Source organism: Paraburkholderia phenoliruptrix, assembly GCF_047325075.1.
In the GTDB taxonomy this organism is placed as follows: domain Bacteria; phylum Pseudomonadota; class Gammaproteobacteria; order Burkholderiales; family Burkholderiaceae; genus Paraburkholderia; species Paraburkholderia phenoliruptrix.
Window position 1 is genome coordinate 2,542,745 of record NZ_CP168531.1, and the last position, 21,218, is coordinate 2,563,962.

At 64.9% G+C, this 21,218-nt stretch carries 16 protein-coding genes and 1 tRNA gene; 10 read left to right on the plus strand and 7 right to left on the minus strand.

The features are described 5' to 3' along the window. Nucleotides 1–15 precede the first annotated feature (15 nt). Together ACEN8U_RS23395 and ACEN8U_RS23400 are read right to left on the minus strand one after the other, a co-directional pair. The gene (locus ACEN8U_RS23395) at nt 16–1,572 is read right to left on the minus strand and encodes a DUF3999 domain-containing protein (protein ID WP_015002636.1); all 1,557 of its coding nucleotides are present in this window, start codon (nt 1,570–1,572) and stop codon (nt 16–18) included. Then, nucleotides 1,569–4,946 carry a DUF2339 domain-containing protein gene (locus ACEN8U_RS23400; protein WP_015002637.1) on the minus strand — a complete coding sequence of 1,126 codons (3,378 nt, stop codon included), beginning with the start codon at nt 4,944–4,946 and terminating at the stop codon, nt 1,569–1,571. Before ACEN8U_RS23400 ends, ACEN8U_RS23395 begins: the two co-directional genes overlap by 4 nt. 513 nt (nt 4,947–5,459) lie before the next feature. Between ACEN8U_RS23400 and ACEN8U_RS23405 the strand changes: the two genes are divergently transcribed. Continuing rightward, nucleotides 5,460–5,747: a hypothetical protein gene (locus ACEN8U_RS23405; protein WP_015002638.1), complete on the plus strand. Its 288-nt coding sequence runs from the start codon at nt 5,460–5,462 to the stop codon at nt 5,745–5,747. 91 nt (nt 5,748–5,838) lie between these two features. Here ACEN8U_RS23405 and ACEN8U_RS23410 read toward each other — a convergent pair. Beyond that, a tRNA-Leu gene (locus ACEN8U_RS23410) sits at nt 5,839–5,925 on the minus strand. A gap of 228 nt (nt 5,926–6,153) precedes the next feature. On the opposite strand from ACEN8U_RS23410, the gene ACEN8U_RS23415 reads away from it, so the two are divergent. Further along, nucleotides 6,154–6,990, plus strand: a complete 837-nt coding sequence (locus ACEN8U_RS23415; RefSeq protein ID WP_015002639.1) for a squalene/phytoene synthase family protein — start codon at nt 6,154–6,156, stop codon at nt 6,988–6,990. A 35-nt stretch (nt 6,991–7,025) separates the two neighbouring features. Here the strand turns inward: ACEN8U_RS23415 and ACEN8U_RS23420 are convergent, their stop codons facing one another. After that, nucleotides 7,026–7,352: a hypothetical protein gene (locus ACEN8U_RS23420; RefSeq protein WP_041746156.1), complete on the minus strand. Its 327-nt coding sequence runs from the start codon at nt 7,350–7,352 to the stop codon at nt 7,026–7,028. 229 nt (nt 7,353–7,581) lie between these two features. Between ACEN8U_RS23420 and ompR the strand changes: the two genes are divergently transcribed. From ompR to ACEN8U_RS23440, 4 genes are all read left to right on the plus strand, one after another. Continuing rightward, a complete protein-coding gene (ompR, locus tag ACEN8U_RS23425; RefSeq protein WP_006048917.1) occupies nt 7,582–8,316 on the plus strand; it encodes a two-component system response regulator OmpR in 735 nt (244 codons plus the stop codon). Nucleotides 8,317–8,360: 44 nt separating this feature from the next. Then, nucleotides 8,361–9,710, plus strand: a complete 1,350-nt coding sequence (locus ACEN8U_RS23430) for an ATP-binding protein (RefSeq protein WP_015002641.1) — start codon at nt 8,361–8,363, stop codon at nt 9,708–9,710. A 196-nt stretch (nt 9,711–9,906) separates the two neighbouring features. After that, a complete protein-coding gene (locus ACEN8U_RS23435; RefSeq protein WP_013588377.1) occupies nt 9,907–10,455 on the plus strand; it encodes a peroxiredoxin in 549 nt (182 codons plus the stop codon). A 74-nt stretch (nt 10,456–10,529) separates the two neighbouring features. After that, entirely contained in the window at nt 10,530–11,060 is a 531-nt protein-coding gene (locus ACEN8U_RS23440; RefSeq protein ID WP_015002642.1) for a carboxymuconolactone decarboxylase family protein, read from the plus strand. Between the two features lie 8 nt (nt 11,061–11,068). On the opposite strand, the gene ispF is transcribed toward ACEN8U_RS23440, so the two are convergent. Continuing rightward, nucleotides 11,069–11,548: a 2-C-methyl-D-erythritol 2,4-cyclodiphosphate synthase gene (gene ispF, locus ACEN8U_RS23445; RefSeq protein WP_006048913.1), complete on the minus strand. Its 480-nt coding sequence runs from the start codon at nt 11,546–11,548 to the stop codon at nt 11,069–11,071. Nucleotides 11,549–11,611: 63 nt separating this feature from the next. Continuing rightward, on the minus strand, nt 11,612–12,325 hold the full coding sequence (gene ispD / locus ACEN8U_RS23450) for a 2-C-methyl-D-erythritol 4-phosphate cytidylyltransferase (RefSeq protein ID WP_013588380.1): 714 nt from the start codon (nt 12,323–12,325) through the stop codon (nt 11,612–11,614). A gap of 120 nt (nt 12,326–12,445) precedes the next feature. Here ispD and mfd point away from each other — a divergent pair, with 120 nt between their 5' ends. The 4 genes from mfd (at nt 12,446) to mscL (ending at nt 19,110) form a co-directional block, all read left to right on the plus strand. Further along, on the plus strand, nt 12,446–15,928 hold the full coding sequence (gene mfd / locus ACEN8U_RS23455) for a transcription-repair coupling factor (protein WP_015002644.1): 3,483 nt from the start codon (nt 12,446–12,448) through the stop codon (nt 15,926–15,928). 236 nt (nt 15,929–16,164) lie between these two features. Beyond that, on the plus strand, nt 16,165–17,415 hold the full coding sequence (gene argE / locus ACEN8U_RS23460; protein WP_041746158.1) for an acetylornithine deacetylase: 1,251 nt from the start codon (nt 16,165–16,167) through the stop codon (nt 17,413–17,415). 90 nt (nt 17,416–17,505) lie between these two features. Then, entirely contained in the window at nt 17,506–18,540 is a 1,035-nt protein-coding gene (locus ACEN8U_RS23465; RefSeq protein ID WP_015002646.1) for a threonine/serine dehydratase, read from the plus strand. Nucleotides 18,541–18,663: 123 nt separating this feature from the next. Beyond that, complete coding sequence (gene mscL / locus ACEN8U_RS23470; RefSeq protein WP_013588384.1) at nt 18,664–19,110, plus strand: large conductance mechanosensitive channel protein MscL; 447 nt, start codon at nt 18,664–18,666, stop codon at nt 19,108–19,110. Nucleotides 19,111–19,215: 105 nt separating this feature from the next. Here the strand turns inward: mscL and ACEN8U_RS23475 are convergent, their stop codons facing one another. Beyond that, a complete protein-coding gene (locus tag ACEN8U_RS23475; protein WP_041746160.1) occupies nt 19,216–21,189 on the minus strand; it encodes a response regulator in 1,974 nt (657 codons plus the stop codon). Nucleotides 21,190–21,218: the final 29 nt, after the last annotated feature.

Here is a 21,218-nt window from a genome sequence, read left to right on the forward strand (position 1 = left end):
GTGCGCGCACACAGTTCAGTCGTTGTCGTCGCGCTGAGGTCCGGCTGGTGTTGCACCCGCCGCACTCGCCCCACTCGCCGTACCACCGGCCGCTGCGTTCTGCGGCGCGGCACTAGCAGTGCGGACTGCATCGGTTACCCCAGCCGCCGTCTCGCCAGGGCCGCTCGCCATCGCCCCGGACACACCCGGCACACTCGACACGCCGGCCCCGTCGCCAGCCGGCACGCGATGCGACACGCTTCGCGCAAGACGCCATGCAATCGCCCCGAGCGAGCCGACGGCCAGCAATAACGCGGCCCACAGCACATAGCGGCGGTAAGCGTCCGCATTCGCCGGCGCGAGCCCGTTGCCGTTCTGTGCAAGCGCGAGCGCCTCTCCCACGCGCGCCGTCGCAATGACGGACGACGCGCCCATCAGCAACTCGTCGCGGCCAACCGCCGTCGACACCGCTGACGCACTGCCCACACCGAGCGTAAAAGGCGCCGACCCGCGCGCGACGAAAGTCAGCGTCGCCGGCCGCCATCCCGCCGCGACGGTCAGCGCGCCGCTGCCGAGCCCGCCGTTGCGCGTATCGACAACCACCCGCCAGTGACGATCCGTATCAGGCGTCAATTGCAAAGAAGGATTGTTCTGTTCGACCGCTCCGTTATGCAGGCGAAAGAGCGTCGCGCTCGACACCTCGCGCCACGCGCCGCCCAGCTCGCCGCGCGAATAGACGACCGCGGGCGCCACCGTGTTCGGCTGCGGCAAGTCGAGCCGCAAGCGGTCGACGGGATACGGTCCGCCCGTCGAAAAGAAATACTCGCCCGCCTTCGGTCCCGCCTGCGCGACGATGCCTTCGCGCCATTCGCGCCGGCTGTCGGCGAGCTGCGCGCGCCCCGCGCCGGCCGCCTGCACTTCCACGTCGATCGATTCGAGGAACGGCGCGCCGTCCAGCCAGTGCAGCCGCAAATAGCGCGCGTGGGCGCCGTTCAGTTCGATGCGGTCCTGGCTCAGCGTGCTGCCGTTGTAGCTGACCTTGAGCAGTTGCGCGTCGCCGGCGGGTTGCCAGTTGCGCAGATCGTCGCTCGATTCGACCGACACGCGCCCCTGATAATTGTCGTCGCGCAGATGAACCAGCAGCGCGCTCGCGCGGCCCTCATGCGACGCCGCGCCGGCATCGATCAGATCCGTGTCGTGCTGCGCGCGCCCGGGCGGCGCGGCGGTTGCGCGCAGCGAGCCGTCGGCGGCGATCGTCACGCCGAGCGGCGCGCCGGCCTGGCCCGCGGGAGCGGGCCGCAGCGGGAACCATCTGACTGGATGCAGCGACGGCGGCGTGCGGGCCGGCTCGCGCGGCGCCTCGAGCGAGTACGGCACGGGCTCGCCTGCGCCGTTGAAGATGCGCAGGTCGCCGAGATCGTTGCGCTGGCTCGCGGCATAGACCGCGGCCGGCACCGTCACGCTGTAGTAGGCGGCGCCCTCGTCGAGCTGGAGCGCAAAGCGCCGCGCAAAATCTTCAGCGCAGGCAGGCGCCGCGGCATAGGCGGACACGAGCGCGACACACCAGCCCGTCCGCTTCAGAAGATGCTTCATTGTTCAGTTTCCCCGACCATCAGCTTGGGCGGCAACGGCGAGAAGTAGCCGATCAGCAGCAACATCAGTCCGATACCGATAAACGATACGATCCGCTCGATGCCGCTCACGTGCGACAGGTCGAACAGGAACAGCTTGACGACGGTCGCGCCGAGCAACGCGCCGCCGATGAACCAGACGATCCGGCTCGCGCGCCGCGTCGCCCAGATCATCGTCGCGAGCGCGCACAGCGTCCAGAAGACCGAGACCGACGCCTGCACCAGCATCGACTGCGACATCTGTTCGAACTCGTAGGGCACGCCGATCCAATGATGCAGCGTGCGCAGCAGCATCGCGTTCAACCAGATGAAAGCGGTTGCGCCGGCCGCGACCTGCAGCGGCAGCCGGTAGTCGTCGAGCGGCACGCCGAGACGGTGCACGCGCCAGAGCCAGAGCGCGGCCAGCGCGAAGATCACGGCCTGCACGAGATCGAACGGATTGAGCAACGGCAAGCGCGCCCACGCGCCGCCGTCCTGCGTCAGATTCGCGTAGAACGTCCAGAGCCACATCACGAGCACGAGCGGTGTCGAAGCGATCGCGCACAGCCGCACGATGCTGTCGCGCCGCGCGAGCCACAAGCCGGCAAATGCAAACGCGCTCCAGCCGACGAGGAAAACCTGCTGCAGCCCGAACGACGCCAGCACCGCCGCCATATCGTACGCCGCATCGAAATGATGATGCAGCGTGCGAAGCAGCAACGCATTGAACCACACGAACACGGTCGCCAGCACCGCGTAATCGAGCGCGCGCGGATGCCACTGCACGCCGAGCGCGCGAAGCCGGCGCAGCCACACTGCGCCGGCCACGAACACGAGGATCTGAGCCACGTCGAGCGGATTCACAATCGGCAGCCAGAAAAGCGGCGCGGCGCTGCCGTCGCTCGTCACGCTCGCGATGCTCCACGCCCACAGCAGCGCGGCGAGCGGTGCCGCGGCCCACACCTGATACGCGCGCGTGAAGCGCGCCACGGGCCAGCGCAAACGCTGCCCGGCGCCCGCCAGCAGCAATAGCAACGCGCCAAAGCCGTACGCCCACGCGCTCCAGCTCCACGCGCCTTCGGGTACGTAGGCACGCAACGCCCAGTAGCCTTCGAGCGCGGCGAGCGCGCCGGCGCTCCAGAACATCAGCGTGTGCAGCGGCGCAAGAAGGCGATCGCCGACCTCCCGCTGCTGACGCCATAGCAGCGTGTAGGTGGACACGGCGACCAGCAGACAGACCAGCCAGCCATAGCCGCTGACCGGCTTCATGTCCAAGGCGAAAAGGCCGACGGTAAGCGCAGCCAGCACAGGCACGAGTAGCAGCGCCGGCCATTCGGCGAGCGGCCAGCGCAGCTTGCGGCGCGCGCCATGAGCGAGCCACGCGCTCAGCGCGGCAAAGAGCGCGGCCAGTGCCGCGCCGACACGCTCACGGTCGTCCGGCACGAAGCTGTGCACGTACGCGTGAATCTCATTGAGTCCGCCCGCCACCCACCACGCGAGCCCCCACACGCTCGCAACCACGCCGAGTTGCGGCAGCGAGGCATGCCAGTCGCCCGCTTCGCTGCGGCCATGCAAACGCCATCCGGTGAAGATGCCGGCCAGGGCCATCAGCACCGTCGCCAGATACGCGCCGTTCAGCACCGGCAGCGCGGCCGCATCACCGGCCGGCACGATGCTGCCGACGGCAAACGCGCCCGCAGCGGCCAATTGCATGAGCAGGCCGAAAGCGAGTGCGACAAGGCGCCGTTGCCGCACGGCGAGCCACACGAGCGCGGCGCCTTCGATGGCCCACGTTGCGCTCGTCGTCGGCCCGGTGAACGCGAGCGGCACGGCGAGCGTGGCGAAGATCACGGCGAGCGCGAACATCGAGTCGAACAGCATGCCAAGGCGTGAGCGGCGCGGGGCAAGCCAACCCGCTATCGCGAGATAGAAGAGCGCAAGCGCGACGGCGCTCCACGCGAGTCCGAACTCGACGTTTCTCATCAGCGCGGCTTGCAGGCCGATTGCGACGAGCGGCGTGCCGAACACGAGCGTACCGTCGACGTAATGCTTAAGCGTCAGTTCACGGCGCACCGCGTAAAGCAGCGCGATGCCCACGTACATGACGAAAAAGAGAATCAGAAACGGCTCGGTGCTGCCAAGCAGTTCGGGACGGTAGGCCGTCGCGCCCCACGCCGCGCCGATCGAAAACGTGAAGACGAAGCCGAGCAGATTCAGCGGGCGCCACGCCTTGAACCACGCGATCGCGAAGATGCCCGCGTTCAACAGCGCGTAATAGCTGAACAGCATCACATGACTGCCGCCGCCCGTGGACAGCAGGAGTGGCGCGAGAAAGCCCCCGGCGCTGCCCATGAACGCGAGCGAAGGCGCGTTCTGACGCACGGCGAGAAAGGCGCTCAGTGCGCAGATCGCGATCATCAGCGGCAAGGCTGCGGCGGCGGGCAGCAGAGGGTACAGCCGGGTTGCCGCGAACACGGTCAGGTACAGCGCGCCGACGCCGCCGCCCTGCAGCACGAGTCCGTACGCGCCGCGGCTCTCGCCGATACGCCAGCCGAGCACGAGCAAGGCCGTCGCTGCCAGAGCGACACCGGCGAGCCGGAATTCGATCGGCAGGAGGCTGTTGTCGGCCGCATATTTGAGCAGGAAGGCGATGCCGAAGAACAGCACGACAATGCCGACGCGCACCACCGTATTGCCGCCGAAGAGCCAGTCGCGGCCTGCTTTGACAAGGCGCTCGACGACGCCCGGGCCGCGCGGCGGTGCGGGCGCGGGCGCGACTTGGGGCGCTTCGACAGTCTCGACAGTCTCGACAGTCCCGGCGCGGGCCGGCGTGGCGACGGGCGTCACGGCCGAAGTGCCGGCTTCAATTCGCCGATCAGTTTCAGTCGATGCGTCGGCCTCCACGCTTGCGGATGCATGCGCTGCCGACGCGCTCTCCTGCAGTTCGACGGGCGCCTGCGGCGGGATGGCATAGGGATGACTGCTGGCGGCCGCGAAAGCCGCGCCGGGAACCGTCGCGAAGCCAGCAGCGTGGTCGGGCGGCGCCGCTGGCGCGGGTGCGTCGCTGTCTGCCGGAGCGATACCCGCGGCTTCGCGCAACTGTCGAATCTCGCCGCGCAGCGCAACGACCTCGCGCTCCAGCCACTCGACGCGGCTCGCCAGATCGCGACGCGCATCCGATTCGGCGGGCGTCGACACTGGCCGATGCGCGGCATTCGCCGACTTTCTGCTGCGCAGGCGTGCGAGCGCGAACCCCGCCAGCGCGCCGAAGAATGCGCCATACCCGAGCGGAATATCGTTCGACAAGGAAACCAGCAGGCCGACCACAGCGCCCAGCACGGTAAATATCACGCTCATCGCAACCCTCTTTTATTGTCTTGTGCGGCGATATCCGTTTGATCGCAAGGCGCTCCCGCACGGACTATTCGCGAATACCGCAGTGGCAAGCAGCGCAAATCGGCGCGCAGAATAGCATGCGCCGCGGGCTTTTCAAGCGACTATCCGCTCGAAGCTCATAACGGGCGGCAATGACGCCAATTGAAATTCGGTTTGCCGCGCGTCCGTCGACAACTGCTGGCGTGTCACCGGCCATTATGCGACTAATGCGCACCGATTAATCGAGCGGATCCACCGGATCGCCCGCGAATCAAAGTGGGCACAAACGGCCATTACCGGAACAATGACTTGAGCGAACGGCACGCGATTATGCGGGCGTTACGTTTCTTTGATCGCGCCACTGCCTTCGCACCGACATGCCAGCCGTGTCAAAATTCGAGACCCACCGCAGCAGACATCGGCCCGGCTTTATGGGCGGTTGTCAACCCGCGCGGCGCACCACTCCAGTCATCCAATCTATTCAGGGAAGTTTCAGTGGACATCAACAAACAGGTCGCGGCGCTGACCGCCTCGGAACTCCAGACAGCCGGCGCGAGCCAGGCGACGGCGATTGCGGTCAGCGTGCTGCTGCGCCATCTGCGCTCGCCGGAACTGGCGAAGCTGTTGTCGTCGGCATTCGAAAACCATCAGGCGGTCATGCTCCAAACGCCGTGGCCCGATCAGATGTTGCAGGCCTTCGAATCGACCCGGCGCTTTCTCGAAGGCGCCGCACAGGCCGACCTGCCCGGCAGCGCCGACACGCCGCCCGCGCCGCAAGCCTGAGCAAGCTTGGCCACGCGGGCGCCACAGATGCCCGCCAAACAAAAAACCCCGCGAGTCCAATGACTTGACGGGGTTTTTCGCTACAGATGAATGGTGCGAGGGAGGGGACTCGAACCCCTACACCCTTGCGGGCGTCAGGACCTAAACCTGGTGCGTCTACCAATTTCGCCACCCTCGCAGCCGGGCAAGCGTTGTGCGTCTCGCCCGATGTCTGCATGCTCTGCGCGGCGTCCGGAGGTACGCGCCCAAAAGCGTAAGCGCGAGATTCTAACGCATTGATTCGCGCTTGTCTGCAACTGCCACACATACGGCCGCACGCCTGCGGCGCCTGCGCCGATGCTACAATTTTCGGCTTCGCGCATGCACGCCGTGCGCTCATCGCCCGCCCTTCCCCACATTCCAAGCCGTGAATTTCGACGAATATTGCCAGCAAAAAGCGGCGCCGCCAGGATCGAGCGTTTACTATGCGCTCCGCCAGGCGCCCGCAGCCAGTCAACCGCGCCTGACCGCACTGTACGCACTGCGCCGCGAGTTCGAGGAAACGGTTAAGGAAGTCAGCGACCCCGCCATTGGCCGCACGAAGCTCGCCTGGTGGCAAAACGAACTGGGCGCGCTTGCTTCGGGCGCGCCCACGCACCCGGTTTCGAAAGCGCTCGCCGCCACGCTGCCCGACGTGAAAGCCGAATACCCGGCATTGCAGGCACTGCTGAGCGGTTTCGAAATGGATCTCGACCAGGCACGCTACCTCGATTACCCGAACCTGCGACGCTATGTGCAGGCGGTGGGCGGCACGTTCGCGGGGCTGGTGGCGCGCGCGGCGAGCAAGGCGGTTGCCACAGACGGCACGCAGGCGCCGGCCTGGTCTACGCCCTTGGGCGACGCGTTGCTGCTCGCGCAGCTCGTGGTGGAAACGGGCAACGATGCGCGCCACGGCCGCATCTACATCCCTATTGACGAAATGCAGCGCTTCAATGTGACAGCTGCGGATCTGATCAATCGAAAATATACCGATGCGTTCGCGGAGCTCATGCGCTTTCAGACGAAGCGCGCGCGCGATGCCTTGCATGCCGCGCTCGCTGCGGTGCCGGGACGCGAGCGCCGCTCGCAGCGCACGCTGCTTGCACAGGGCGCGCTCGCGTTAGCGTTGCTCGAGGAAATAGAGCGCGACGGTTATCACGTGCTGCATCAACGCATCGCATTGACGCCGATCCGCAAGCTCTGGATTGCCTGGCGCGCGAGGTAACACAGCGGACGACAGCGGGCGCCGCCGTTCGGCGCTTACCGCTTATACAGCTCGCGCACGGCGTCTTCGATATGCTGCCTCAGCAAACGACGCTCGTCCGGCGTCATATGTCCGTCGCGACGGCGCTGATCGAGATCGGGGGGAACCGCGGTGCGCAACATCACGTCTGATGCTGGCCGCTCGGTGCTGGAGTTGTGACGGTTTGCCTTTGAAGTGCCGGGCCTGGACGCGCGCTCGCTCGCAGCTCTGTCGGCAGAAGGCTGGGCGTGGGCGAGCGTTGGTCCCAACGTGCCTGCGAGCGTACCGGCAACCGCCAGTGCAATCACGCTCAGGCGCACATTCGGCCAAACCCCTCCCTTCATGTTGTTCCCTTCGTGGCGCGGCAACCGGCTACCTCAAATGCGTGTGACAAACCCGGTAACGAGCCGGGCGCGTGGGTTTTAGTCGAGTGAAGTATCCACCGAACAGCCGCATTCAGTAAAGGAGTCTAACTGTCGCCGCTTTACGCCGTGCCACAGGCCGGGTAAATTTTGTAACTGACTGTAACTCGATAAATGATGCAACCGCGCACTACTTTCTAATCGCGCTAAGATGCCGACCATGGAAACCAAAAACCCTTCGAAAATTCTCGTCGTCGACGACGATCCGCGCCTGCGCGATCTGCTGCGCCGCTACCTCGGCGAACAGGGCTTCAACGTGTATGTGGCCGAAAACGCGCCGTCCATGAACAAGCTGTGGGTGCGTGAGCGCTTCGATCTGCTGGTGCTCGACCTGATGCTGCCGGGCGAAGACGGCCTGTCCATCTGCCGGCGTTTGCGCGGCAGCAATGACCGCACGCCGATCATCATGCTCACCGCGAAGGGCGAAGACGTCGACCGTATCGTCGGCCTTGAAATGGGCGCGGACGACTATCTGCCGAAGCCATTCAATCCGCGCGAACTGGTGGCCCGGATTCACGCGGTGCTGCGCCGTCAGTCGCCGTCGGAGTTGCCGGGCGCGCCGTCCGAAACGACCGAAGTTTTCGAGTTCGGGGAGTTCGCGCTCAATCTCGCGACCCGCACGCTCACCAAGGCCGGCCAGGAAATTCCGCTGACCACGGGCGAGTTTTCGGTACTCAAGGTGTTCGCGCGTCATCCGCGCCAGCCGCTGTCGCGCGAGAAGTTGATGGAACTGGCGCGCGGCCGCGAGTATGAAGTGTTCGACCGCAGCCTCGACGTGCAGATCTCGCGTCTGCGCAAGCTCATTGAACCGGACCCGGGCAGCCCGCGCTTCATTCAGACGGTGTGGGGTCTTGGCTACGTGTTCATTCCCGACGGCGCAGCCTGAGTTTGTTCACACCTCCTGCTTTTGTTTTCAGATAAGAAGGGCCCATGCGGATCGACCGGCGCCTCCTGACGCTCGCGTTCGGCGGCCTTTTCTGGCGGACCTTTCTGCTGATCGCGCTGTTGATCGCGGTCAGTCTCGCTGCCTGGTTCCAGAGCTTCCGGGTGATCGAACGCGAGCCGCGCGCACAGCGCGTGGCGCTGCAACTCGTCGCCATCGTCAAGCTCACGCGCACCGCACTCCTCTATTCCGATCCCGACTTGCGGCGCGCCCTGCTGCAGGACCTGGAAAGCAATGAAGGGGTGCGCGTGTATCCGCGCGAAACCACCGACAAGTTCAAGCTGCAGCCGGACGAGTCGCTGAACCGGCTGATCGAGCATGACATTCGCGGCCGTCTCGGCGACGACACGGTGATCGCGCAAAGCGTGAACGATATCCCCGGCGTCTGGATCAGCTTCAAGATCGACGACGACGACTATTGGGTCGCGCTCGACCGCGATCAGCTCGACAATGCGACAGGCCTGCAGTGGGCCGGCTGGGGCGTGTTCGCGCTCGCGCTGTCCCTCTTCGGCGCGGCCTTCATCACGAGTCTCGTGAACCGGCCGTTCGCCCGCCTCGCAATGGCCGCGCGCAAGGTCGGCTCGGGGCAGTCGCCCGAACCGCTGCCCGAGCGCGGCATGGGCGTAGCCGCCGAAACCAATCGCAGTTTCAACCAGATGGTGCGCGACCTCGAGCAACTGGAAGCCGACCGCGCGCTGATGCTCGCGGGTATCTCGCATGACCTGCGCACGCCGCTCGCGCGGCTGCGGCTCGAAACGGAAATGAGTCCGTCCGACCAGAGCACGAAAGACGCCATGGTCGACGACATCGAGCAGATGGACATGATCATCGGCCGGTTCCTCGACTACGCGCGCCCGGTGCAGCGCGTGCCGGAGCCGGTCGATCTGTCCGTGATCGCGAGCGAGCTCGCCGCGCGTATGCAAAGCGAAGACAGCATGCGGCTCATCACGCGGCTCGCGCCCTCGGCGGTGATCGAGGCGGACGAGACCGACATGCGGCGGGTCGTCGGCAATCTGCTGGAAAACGCGCGCAAGTACGGTCTGAGCGACGGTGACGGCATCCCGCACGTCATTCTGGAGACGCGCGTGTCGCACTCGCGCGTCGAGTTGTCGGTGGTCGACGAAGGCCCCGGCATTCCGGAAGACCAGCTCGCGCTCGTCACACGCCCGTTCTATCGTGTCAATTCCGCGCGCACGCAGGCGAACGGCACAGGTCTCGGCATGGCCATCGTGCAACGGCTCGTGGGGCGTTATCGCGGCGCGCTGCGCCTGCGTAACAGAACGCCGGGACCGGGCCTCGAAGTCACCATCGAATTCCCGCTCGCCAAGGGCGTGTGAGCCGCATCGCATCCGCCGCGGGATGCCCGCACTGCGGATGCCTGCTCCGTTGAATAATAACTATCCCACTCGTTAGGAAAAAACTATTGAGCCGATAGTTCAATAGAGCTATAGTTTAAAACCCTGACACGCGCTCGTGATGACGAGCTGGTAGCCTCAACATGCTGTTTTTTCCAACACACGAAGGAGCACTCGCATGAAAACCGTTGGCGACAAACTCGAAGCGTTCACCGTCACCGCTGCCAAGCCTGGCTTCAACAACCATGAGGAAAACGGCGCCTCGGCGTTCGAAGAAATCACGGAGCAGTCGTTCCCGGGCAAGTGGAAGATCATCTATTTCTATCCGAAGGACTTCACCTTCGTGTGCCCGACGGAAATCGTCGAGTTCGCCAAGCTGGCCAAAGACTTCGAAGAGCGCGACGCCGTGCTGCTCGGCGGCAGCGTCGACAATGAGTTCGTGAAACTCGCCTGGCGCCGCGAGCACAAGGATCTCAGCAAGCTGAACCACTACTCGTTCGGCGACGTGAAGGGCGAGCTGATCGACCAGCTCGGCGTGCGCGACAAGGAAGCAGGCGTCGCGCTGCGCGCCACGTTTATCGTCGATCCGGACAATACGATCCAGCACGTTTCGGTCAACAACCTGAACGTCGGCCGCAATCCCGAGGAAGTGCTGCGGATTCTCGACGGTCTGCAAACGGACGAACTCTGTCCGTGCAACCGCGCAGTCGGCGGCGCAACGCTGTAAGCCGTGCCCGCCCGAGCCCGCCACGCTTGAAAAAGCAGCGGGCTTTTTTATCGACAACCCGATAGGAGATGACAATGGAATTCTTGTCTTCCATTAAGGCGCTCGTACCCGACTACGCGAAAGATATCCGGCTGAATCTGGACGGCACGATCGCGCGCTCGTCGCTAGAAGGCAACGACGCAGTCGGCGTCGCGCTCGCGGCGGCGTTCGCCGCGAAAAGCACGGCGATCGTCAATGCGATCCGCAACGCGGGCGTGCTCTCTCCCGAAGAAACCACGGGCGCGCTGACCGCCGCCGCGTTGATGGGCATGAACAATGTCTGGTATCCGTACGTGGAGATGGCCGGCAACGCGGACCTGAAATCGCAACCGGCGCAGTTGCGCATGAACGCCTATGCATCGCATGGCGGCGTGGACAAGCGGCGCTTCGAGATGTACGCGCTCGCGGCCTCGATTATCGGCAAGTGTCATTTCTGCGTGAAATCGCACTTCGACACGCTGATCGCCGAAGGCATGAGTGCCACGCAGTTGCGCGACGTCGGGCGGATTGCGGCGGTGATCAATGCCGCCGCGCAGTGCATTGCGGCGGAGCAGGCTCCCGGCTAAAAAGCCCGTCAATCCTTGACCAGCAGCACCACGGCTTGCGCCTCGATGCCCTCGCCGCGGCCGAGATAACCCAGCTTCTCGTTGGTCTTGGCTTTGACGTTGACTTTTTCGGTGGGCAGGCCGAGGTCGGCGGCAATGTTCGCACGCATGCCCTCGATATGCGGCGCGAGCTTCGGCGCCTGAGCGACCACGCTGCTGTCGACATTCGCAATCGAAAAACCGGCGGCCTTCACGCGCGCCACGCACTCGCGCAGCAGCACGCGGCTGTCGGCGCCAGCGAATTTCGCGTCCGTATCGGAGAAATGACGGCCGATGTCGCCGAGCGCGGCGGCGCCGAAGAGCGCGTCGGTGATTGCATGCAGCAGCACGTCGGCGTCCGAATGGCCGAGCAGGCCGCGTTCGTACGGAATCGTCACCCCGCCGATGATCAACGGACGCCCCGGCACCAGCGCATGCACGTCGTATCCCTGTCCAATTCTGAAATCCATCTGCGTCAAGTCCTCAGGTCCACAAGTCTGTTAGCTGAAAATCAACCACTCACAACCCAACCGTTACGTGGCCGAAGGCCGCAGCAGGATCGCCTCGGCCAGATCGAAATCTTCCGGGTACGTCACCTTGAAGTTGCGCAGGCTGCCTTGCACGAGCCGCGGCGCATGGCCGGCCCATTCGATTGCGCTGGCTTCGTCGGTGAGGTCGTGACCGTCGGCCTGCGCGCGCAGGATCGCTTCGCGCAACATGCCGATGCGAAACATTTGCGGCGTTTGCGCCTGCCAGAGGCCGTCGCGCGATTCGGTGCGGGCAATGCGGCTGTCCGCCGACGCCTCGTCGATCCGCTTCAAGGTATCCGCGACCGGCAAGGCCATGATGCCGCCCACCGCGTCGTCCTTGAGCGCGCCGGTCAGGGTGCGGATCAGGCCCGGCGTGATGCCCGGCCGGGCGGCGTCGTGCACGAGCACCCAGTCGTCGTCGCGCGCATTGAATTCGGTGAGCGCGTGCAAGCCGTTGAGCACCGACGCCTGGCGCGATGCGCCCCCGCAGCGGCGCACCGCAAAGCGCAGGCCGCCAAAGCGGCGCGCGTCGAAGTGCTGGTCGTCCGGCGCGATCACGACGAGCGTTTGCGCGAATTCGCTGCAGGCGTCGAATGCGGCAAGCGAGTAATGCAACATGTCGCGCCCGGCGACGGTGCGGTACTGTTTGGGCATCGCGGCACCGGAACGGCTGCCGGTGCCTGCGCACGGAATCAGGGCAAATAGACGGGAAGTCACGAGTGCGGATGCCGCGAGGTGAAAGTAAAGGACGGATTTTATAATAGGTCCTTCGCATCCACGCCCCGACACGCGTAAACTTGGCCGTTCGAGTGAGCCCGAGGCCGCCTTTTCTTTTCTATGCCAGATATCGCCGCATCATCGCAGTACTCCTCGCCCGTCGCGCTCGTCAAAGCCGGCCAGCGTTTCGCCTTCGACGGCACGCACGGCTCGTCCGACGCCCTGCTGATCGCCCGCTACCATCTCGCCTACCGCGAGAAGGTGCCGTTGCTCGCGGTCGTGTGCGAGAGCGCCGTCGATGCGCAGCGCCTGTCGCAAGAAATCGGCTTTTTCGCGCCCGAAGCACGCGTGCGTCTTCTGCCCGACTGGGAAACGCTGCCTTACGACACGTTTTCGCCGCACCAGGACCTGGTTTCCGAGCGTCTTGCCACGCTGCACGATCTCGGCGAAGGCCGCTGCGACATCCTGCTCGTGCCGGCCACCACGGCGCTGTACCGCATGCCGCCCGCGTCGTTTCTCGCCGCCTACACGTTCTCGTTCTCGCAGGGCGAGCGCCTCGACGAGGCGAAGCTGAAGGCGCAGCTCACGCTCGCGGGCTACGAACATGTGAGCCAGGTCGTGCGTCCCGGCGAATATTGCGTGCGTGGCTCGCTGCTCGATCTTTATCCGATGGGCTCGCCCCTGCCCTACCGGATCGACCTGTTCGACGACCAGGTGGACTCGATCCGCGCGTTCGACCCCGACACGCAGCGCAGTCTCTATCCGGTCAAGGACGTGCGCCTCTTGCCGGGCCGCGAATTTCCCTTCGACGAAGCCGCGCGCACCGCGTTTCGCAGCCGCTGGCGCGAGACGTTCGAGGGCGATCCGAGCCGCGCGTCGATCTATAAGGACATCGGCAACGGCGTCCCGTCGGCGGGCATCGAATATTATTTGCCGCTTTTCTTCGACGAGACGGCCACCCTCTTCCACTATTTGCCGCCCGGCGCGCAACTCGCGTTTGTCGGCGATCTGGACGCGGCGATCCGGCGCTTTAACAACGACACGAAGCAGCGCTACAACTTCCTGTCGCACGATCGCGACCGGCCTATTCTCGAGCCGCAGCGCCTCTTTCTCACGGACGAGGACTTCTTCACGCTCGCCAAGCCCTTCGCGCGCCTCGTGCTGCCGGTCAACGCGGGCGGCGGCTGGTCGACGCCTTTGCCGAACCTCGCCATCGACCGTCACGCGGACGATCCCGTTTCCGCGTTGCGCGCCTACCTCGACACGACGCCGAACCGCGTGCTGTTCGCCGCGGAATCGGCGGGCCGGCGCGAAACGCTGTTGCAACTGCTCGCGGACAACCATCTGAAACCTGCGTCGAGCGACAGCTTCCAGGACTGGCTGACCGGCGACGCGCGCTTCTCGCTCGGTGTGGCGCCGCTTGCAAACGGCTTTGCCGTGCCGGCGGACGGCATCGCGATCATCACCGAGACCGAGCTTTACGGGCCGCTCGCGCGGCGCGCGGGGCGCCGCCGCCAGGAACAGGCGAGCAACGTCGACTCGATGGTGCGCGATCTGTCCGAGCTCAAAGTCGGCGATCCGGTCGTGCATTCGCAGCACGGTATCGGCCGCTACATGGGCCTCGTCACCATGGACCTCGGCGAAGGCGAGACCGAGTTCCTGCACCTCGAATACGCGGGCGACAGCAAGCTCTACGTGCCCGTCGCCCAATTGCACGTGATCTCGCGTTATAGCGGCGCCGACCCGGAAAGCGCGCCGCTGCATTCGCTCGGTTCGGGCCAATGGGAAAAGGCCAAGCGCAAGGCCGCGCAGCAGATCCGCGATACCGCCGCCGAGTTGCTGAACCTTTACGCGCGCCGCGCGGCGCGCTCGGGTCACGCATTCGCGCTCGAACCGAAAGACTACGTGAAGTTCGCCGAGAGCTTCGGCTTCGAGGAAACGCCGGACCAGGCCGCGGCCATCGCGGCGGTGATCGGCGACATGACGAGCGGCAAGCCGATGGATCGCCTCGTGTGCGGCGACGTGGGCTTCGGCAAAACCGAGGTCGCGTTGCGCGCGGCGTTCATCGCGGTGATGGGCGGCAAGCAGGTCGCGCTCCTCTCGCCCACCACGCTGCTCGCCGAACAGCACACGCAAACCTTCACGGACCGCTTCTCCGACTGGCCGGTGCGCATCGCCGAATTGTCGCGCTTCAGGTCGACGAAGGAAGTGAACGCCGCGATCCAGCAGATCAACGAAGGCAGTGTCGACATTGTGATCGGCACGCACAAGCTGCTTTCGTCGGACGTGCAGTTCAAGCGGCTCGGGCTCGTGATCATCGACGAGGAGCATCGCTTCGGCGTGCGGCAGAAAGAGGCGCTCAAGGCCTTGCGCGCGGAAGTCGACGTGCTCACGCTCACCGCTACGCCGATTCCGCGCACGCTCGGCATGGCGCTCGAAGGCCTGCGCGATTTCTCGGTGATCGCGACGGCGCCGCAAAAGCGCCTTGCGATCAAGACCTTCGTGCGTCGCGAGGAAGAAAGCGTGATCCGCGAAGCCATGTTGCGCGAACTGAAGCGCGGCGGCCAGGTGTACTTTCTGCACAACGAAGTAGAGACCATCGAGAATCGCCGGCAAATGCTCGAGGCACTCGTGCCCGAAGCACGCATCGCGGTCGCGCACGGGCAGATGCACGAGCGCGAACTCGAACGCGTGATGCGCGACTTCGTTGCGCAGCGCGCGAACGTACTGCTGTGCACGACGATTATCGAAACCGGCATCGACGTGCCGAGCGCGAACACGATCCTGATTCATCGCGCGGACAAGTTCGGGCTCGCGCAGCTGCATCAGTTGCGCGGCCGCGTGGGACGCTCGCATCACCAGGCCTATTCGTATCTGCTCGTGCACGATCCGCAGGGACTGACGAAGCAGGCGCAGCGCCGTCTCGAAGCGATCCAGCAGATGGAGGAACTCGGCTCGGGCTTCTATCTGGCCATGCACGACCTGGAAATTCGCGGCACGGGCGAAGTGCTCGGCGACAAGCAGTCGGGCGAAATTCACGAAATCGGCTTCCAGTTGTACACGGACATGCTCAACGACGCGGTGAAGGCGCTGAAGGACGGCAAGGAGCCGGACCTGACCGCGCCGCTCGCCGCGACCACCGAAATCAATCTGCACGCACCGGCCATTCTTCCCGCCGACTATTGCGGCGACGTGCAGGAGCGTCTGTCGCTCTACAAGCGGCTCGCGAATTGCGAGCACAACGATTCGATCGACGGCATTCAGGAAGAGCTGATCGACCGCTTCGGCAAGCTGCCGCCGCAGGCGCTGGCGCTCGTGGAAACCCATCGGCTGAGGCTTGCGGCCAAGCCGTTGGGCATCTCGAAGATCGACGCGGGCGAAGCCGTGATCGGCCTGCAGTTCATTCCGAATCCGCCCGTCGACGCCATGCGTATCATCGAGATGGTGCAGAAGCACAAGCACATCAAGCTGGCGGGCCAGGACAAGCTGCGCATCGAAACGCGCAGTCCCGATCTTGCCGTGCGCGTTGCGACCGTGAAGGAGACCTTGCGCGCGCTCGGTTCGCCGAGCCGCGGCACCGCGGCGGCCACGGCGGCGCGGTAGGCGGCCGCGAGGTTGCATGGATAGGGCTGCGTCATCGCTCGCCGCGCGTTGTCCGCCACTGTGACCACGGTCACGGCAACGCAGAAAACCGCAGGACGTCTAGCGTGATTCGGCAATGTTGCGGCGCGCCATGCGCGCGCCGCAACATGAGCGCGGTATGCCGACGGCGCACTGGACGGCATACGGCACGGCATTTTTTGGGTATGATCGAAAGACTCAAATGCCGGAGCCTCGTCATGTCTCACGTCGCTGATTCAGCGCAGTCCTCGCCAGCATCCGCCAACGCTTCATCCGCTTCCGCCTCCGGCGTCACGCCTGTCTCGCTTCCCTGGGTTACCCGTCTCGTGTCGATGGACACGGTGAGCCGCAACCCGAATCTCGGCCTGATCGAAACCGTGCGCGACGAATTGCGCGGCGCGGGCATTGAAGCCACGCTCACGCACGACGAGAGCGGCAAATGGGCCAACCTCTTCGCGACGATCCCCGCGCACGACGGCGAAACCAACGGCGGCGTCGTCCTGTCGGGCCATACCGACGTCGTGCCCGTGGACGGCCAGCAGTGGGACAGCGACCCGTTCAAGCCGGAAATTCGCGGCGATAAACTCTACGGCCGCGGCACCTGCGACATGAAGGGTTTCATCGGCGCGGCGCTCGCGCTCGTGCCCGACATGCAGCGCGCAAAACTCGCCAAGCCGATTCACTTCGCGCTGTCGTTCGACGAGGAAGTGGGCTGCGCGGGCGCACCGCTCATGATCGCCGATCTGATGAAGCGCGGCGTGAAGCCGGACGGCTGCATCGTCGGCGAACCGACCAGCATGCGGCCCATCGTGGCGCACAAGGGCATCAACGCTTACCAGTGCTGCGTGCGCGGCCAGGCGGCGCATTCGTCGCTCACGCCGAAGGGGCTGAACGCCATTGAATACGCGGCGCGCCTCATCTGCTATATCCGCGACATGGCCGATCGGTTCCGCGAGCAGGGTCCGTTCGACGAACTGTACGACGTGCCCTTCACCACCGCGCAGACCAGCACGATCGTCGGCGGCAATGCGATCAATACCGTGCCGGCCGAATGCAAGTTCCAGTTCGAGTTCCGCAATCTGCCCACGCTCGACCCCGAGCCGATTTTCGCGCGCATCGAGCAATACGCCCGCGAAACGCTGCTGCCGAAAATGTTGCGCGAGCATCCGTCGGCCGCGATCGAGATCACGAAGATCGCAGCGGCGCCCGGACTCGATTCGTCCGAACAGGCAGCCATCACCCAGCTCGTGCGCGCGCTCACCGCGGACCAGGACAAGCGCAAGGTCGCGTATGGCACGGAAGCCGGGCTGTTTTCGCTGGCGGGGATTCCGAGCATCGTGTGCGGGCCCGGCGACATCCAGCAGGCGCACAAGGCAAACGAGTTCGTCGCGCTGGATCAGCTCGTGGAATGCGAGCGCTTTTTGCGCAAGTTCATTCACAGCATGTCGGTGGAAGCGCAGGCGCATTGAGTGCGGCGCGTGGGTCAAGCGCGAGCCGCGAAATAGACGCAGGGAACAGACGCCTCGAGCGTTCTTCATCAACCCATTTCCGTCCACGCCATGTCAACCGCCACGCCGCAGCACACCGACCATACGATCGACGGCGAGCCGATCCCCACGCTCGACGATATCGCCGCGCAGCATTTTGCGCTGACGCCGTGGGTGTCGCGAACGCCGGTTTTCGACAGGCAGGACTTCGCGTCGCTCGAAGGCACGGTGGTGAACTTCAAGTTCGAGCTGCTGCAGGCGGGCGGCAGCTTCAAGGCGCGCGGCGCGTTCACGAACCTGCTCGCGCTCGACGAAGCGCAGCGCAGCGCGGGCGTCACCTGCGTGTCGGGCGGCAATCATGCGGTGGCGGTCGCGTATGCGGCGATGCGCCTCGGCATCAGCGCCAAGGTCGTGCTGTTTCGCGCGGCCAACCCGGCGCGGGTCGCGCTGTGCCGCCACTATCGCGCGGAGATCGTGTTCGCGGAAGATCTCGCCGAGGCTTTCGAGCTCGTGCGCCGCATCGAGGCGGAGGAAGGCCGCTACTTCGTGCATCCGTTCAACGGCTATCGCACGGTGCTCGGTTCGGCCACGCTCGGCTACGAATGGACCACGCAGACGCCCGACCTCGAAGCGGTGATCGTGCCGATCGGCGGCGGCGGTCTTGCGGCCGGCGTGGCCACGGCGATGCGCCTCGCGAATCCCGACGTGCACGTGTTCGGTGTCGAGCCAGAAGGCGCCGACGCGATGAGCAGGAGCTTCGCCGCGAAGCACACGGTCAAGATGGGCCACATGCACAGTATCGCCGACTCGCTGATGGCTCCGCATACCGAGGAATACAGCTATGAGCTGTGCCGCCGTCATATCGACGAAATCGTGACCGTTTCCGACGATCAGCTCCGCGCGGCCATGCTGACCTTGTTCGGACAACTGAAGCTCGCGGTGGAACCGGCTTGTGCGGCGGCCACCGCAGCGCTCCTCGGACCGCTGCGCGAGAAGCTGCAGGGCAAACGCGTGGGAGTTCTGCTGTGCGGCACGAACACCGACCCGGTCACTTTTGCGGCGCACATCGAACGCGCGCGCCACAGCGCGTCGCAGTTTCCGGACTAAGTCGCGCTTTGCCGCCACGCTGAATCAAAACGATCCACGCGCATCCAGTTTCGCGGCCGAAGGGCTAGCCTATCCGTCTCAGATTGGTATGATTAAGTCATCGATATTCGGGAGGAAACCCCTATGAGCATGGTCAAGGAATTCAAGGAATTTGCCCTCAAGGGCAACGTGATGGATCTGGCGGTCGGTGTGATCATCGGCGGCGCGTTCTCCACCATTGTCAATTCAGTCGTGAAAGACCTGATCATGCCGGTGGTCGGCGTTGCCACGGGCGGCCTCGATTTCTCGAACAAATTCATTCGCCTCGGCGCCATTCCGGCCAGTTTCAAAGGCAATCCCGAATCGTATAAAGACTTGCAGACAGCGGGCGTCGCGGTATTCGGCTACGGCTCGTTCATTACCGTGCTCATCAACTTCATCATCCTCGCCTTCATCATTTTCCTGATGGTGAAGTTCATCAACAATCTGCGCAAACCGGCCGACGCCGCGCCGTCGGAACCGCCCCCGCCGCCCGAAGACATCGTGCTGTTGCGCGAAATCCGCGACTCGCTGAAAAACTCGCCGCGCTAAGCGTAGCCTCGCGGTACGCCGGCGAAAGCAAAAGGCATGTTGCGACACCGTCGCGACAGGCCTTTCTCTTGATGCACAGGCATGGAAGGCGGAAGGCGCCGCGCGCTAGCTTGCCTTCTGCGCCTTCAGATTGATCGCGTTCTCGATCATCGTTTCCAGCTGCGCGAAGTTGACGGGCTTCGTCAAATGCGAGGTGAAACCGGCGGCAAGGCAACGGCGTACGTCTTCGTCGGTGCCGAACCCGGTCAGCGCGACCGCCGGCACGTCGGAACGCTCGCGGTACGCCTTGATGAAGTCGAGGCCCGTGCCGTCAGGCAAGCCGACATCGCTGATGACCAGATCGAAAGTCTGCAACTGGGTGGCCGCGAGTGCGTCGTCCACGCGGCCCACGGTCGTCACGTCGTGGCCGAGCGTGCGAATGAGCTGCCCCATGACTTCGGCGGTATCGACGTGATCTTCGATCAGCAAAATGTTAAGTACACCGGCCGGATGGACAGGCTCGGGCATGACCGCTTGCGAGGTCCGCGCGGGCGCGGCCGCGGTGGGCAGCGTAATCGTGAACGTCGCGCCGCAATGCGCGCCCGGACTTTGCGCGGTGACGGTACCGCCATGCACGTCGGTGAGCGCCTTGGTGATCGCGAGCCCGAGCCCCAGGCCGCCAAACTGCCGCGTCATTTTCTGATCGCCCTGCTCGAACGCATTGAACAGCTTGCCGATCTGTTCGGGCTCGATGCCGATGCCGGTATCTTCCACCGAAATCTGCACGTGCATGCGCTCGTCGCGCGTGCGCACATAGATATGGCCGCCGTCGGGCGTGAACTTGGCGGCGTTGCGGATCAGGTTCCACAGCATCTGCTGCAGGCGCGCGCGGTCGGCGAGCACGTAGTGATGCGTCGCGTCCTTGTGCACGTGCACGTCCTGCTGCTTCACCTGGATTTCGCTGCGAAAAAGCTCGAGCACGCTGTCGATCACCTCGTGCACGTCGACCGTTTCGAGAGACAGGCGCAGCTTGCCGTTGGCCACACGCGTGAGGTCGAGCAGATCGTCGATCAGGCGCGCTTCGAGTTCCACGTTGCGGCGAATCATGCGCACGCTCGCGCGCGCCTGATCCGGCAGGTCCGGAATCATTTCGAGCACGCTCGCGCCGGCCAGCACCGGTGTGAGCGGCGTGCGCAATTCGTGCGACAGCATCGCGAGAAAGCGGTCTTTCGCGCGGTTCGCTTCTTCGGCGGTCTGCCGCGCCGCCTGTTCGGAAGCGAGCAGCCGTTCGCGCTCCTGCATCGCCTCGCGCTCGGAATGAACGTCCGTGCAACTGCCGAACCATTTGCTGATGTTGCCGTCGTTGTCGCGCGTGGCGACCATGCGTGCGTCGAACCAGCGGTATTCGCCGTCGTGGCGGCGAATCCGCAGTTCGTGCCGATAGGTGCCCGCGTGACCGGCCACCGCCTTGAGCCAGCTGCGGCGCACTTCTTCGCGATCCTCGGGATGCACGGCGTCGAGCCAGGCGAGACCGTGCGAGCTGTTTTCGGCGAGCCCCGTGTAGTCGTACCACTGCTTGGAGAGGAAATCACAGTCGCCCGCGGCATTGCAGGTCAGCACCAGATGCGGCAGCGCTTCGGAAAGATTGCGGTAATGCTGCTCGCGATCGCGCAGCAAGAGCGCTTCGTCCGACGCGCGTTGCAGACGCACTTGCGAAAGCACCCGCTCCACCGCTTCGGGGAGGTAATCGAGGTAATCGCCGGATTTCGGCACCACGTCGGACACGCCCGCGCGCAGCGCTTCGATCACACGCGATTCATCCGTAAAACCGGTCACGAGGATGGCCGGAATGCGCACGCCTTCCGCGCGCAGCCGGCGAAAGAAATCGAGGCCGGTTTCCGGTCCGCTCAACTGGTAGTCGAGCACCAGCAGATCGAGCCCGCCTAAGGCGAGCCGTTCGCGCGCAGCCTCCACGCTCGCACACACCGCGACCCGGCAGCCGGCGCGTTCGAGCGATTTGCGTGCGAGCCGCAAGATACCCTCGTCGTCGTCGACGACGAGAATGGAGGCGGCCGGCTGCGGAGACACGTCTTCGGTCATGCGCAATCTTTGTGTAGTCGTTTTATAGA

Coding starts and splice junctions, on each gene's coding strand:
- ACEN8U_RS23440 (WP_015002642.1), top strand. CDS start 10,530: ATGGAATTCTTGTCTTCCATTAAGGCGCTCGTACCCGACTACGCGAAA.
- ompR (WP_006048917.1), top strand. CDS start 7,582: ATGCCGACCATGGAAACCAAAAACCCTTCGAAAATTCTCGTCGTCGAC.
- mscL (WP_013588384.1), top strand. CDS start 18,664: ATGAGCATGGTCAAGGAATTCAAGGAATTTGCCCTCAAGGGCAACGTG.
- ACEN8U_RS23430 (WP_015002641.1), top strand. CDS start 8,361: ATGCGGATCGACCGGCGCCTCCTGACGCTCGCGTTCGGCGGCCTTTTC.
- ACEN8U_RS23400 (WP_015002637.1), bottom strand. CDS start 4,946: ATGAGCGTGATATTTACCGTGCTGGGCGCTGTGGTCGGCCTGCTGGTT.
- ACEN8U_RS23465 (WP_015002646.1), top strand. CDS start 17,506: ATGTCAACCGCCACGCCGCAGCACACCGACCATACGATCGACGGCGAG.
- argE (WP_041746158.1), top strand. CDS start 16,165: ATGTCTCACGTCGCTGATTCAGCGCAGTCCTCGCCAGCATCCGCCAAC.
- ACEN8U_RS23420 (WP_041746156.1), bottom strand. CDS start 7,352: ATGAAGGGAGGGGTTTGGCCGAATGTGCGCCTGAGCGTGATTGCACTG.
- mfd (WP_015002644.1), top strand. CDS start 12,446: ATGCCAGATATCGCCGCATCATCGCAGTACTCCTCGCCCGTCGCGCTC.
- ACEN8U_RS23395 (WP_015002636.1), bottom strand. CDS start 1,572: ATGAAGCATCTTCTGAAGCGGACGGGCTGGTGTGTCGCGCTCGTGTCC.
- ACEN8U_RS23435 (WP_013588377.1), top strand. CDS start 9,907: ATGAAAACCGTTGGCGACAAACTCGAAGCGTTCACCGTCACCGCTGCC.
- ispF (WP_006048913.1), bottom strand. CDS start 11,548: ATGGATTTCAGAATTGGACAGGGATACGACGTGCATGCGCTGGTGCCG.
- ACEN8U_RS23475 (WP_041746160.1), bottom strand. CDS start 21,189: ATGACCGAAGACGTGTCTCCGCAGCCGGCCGCCTCCATTCTCGTCGTC.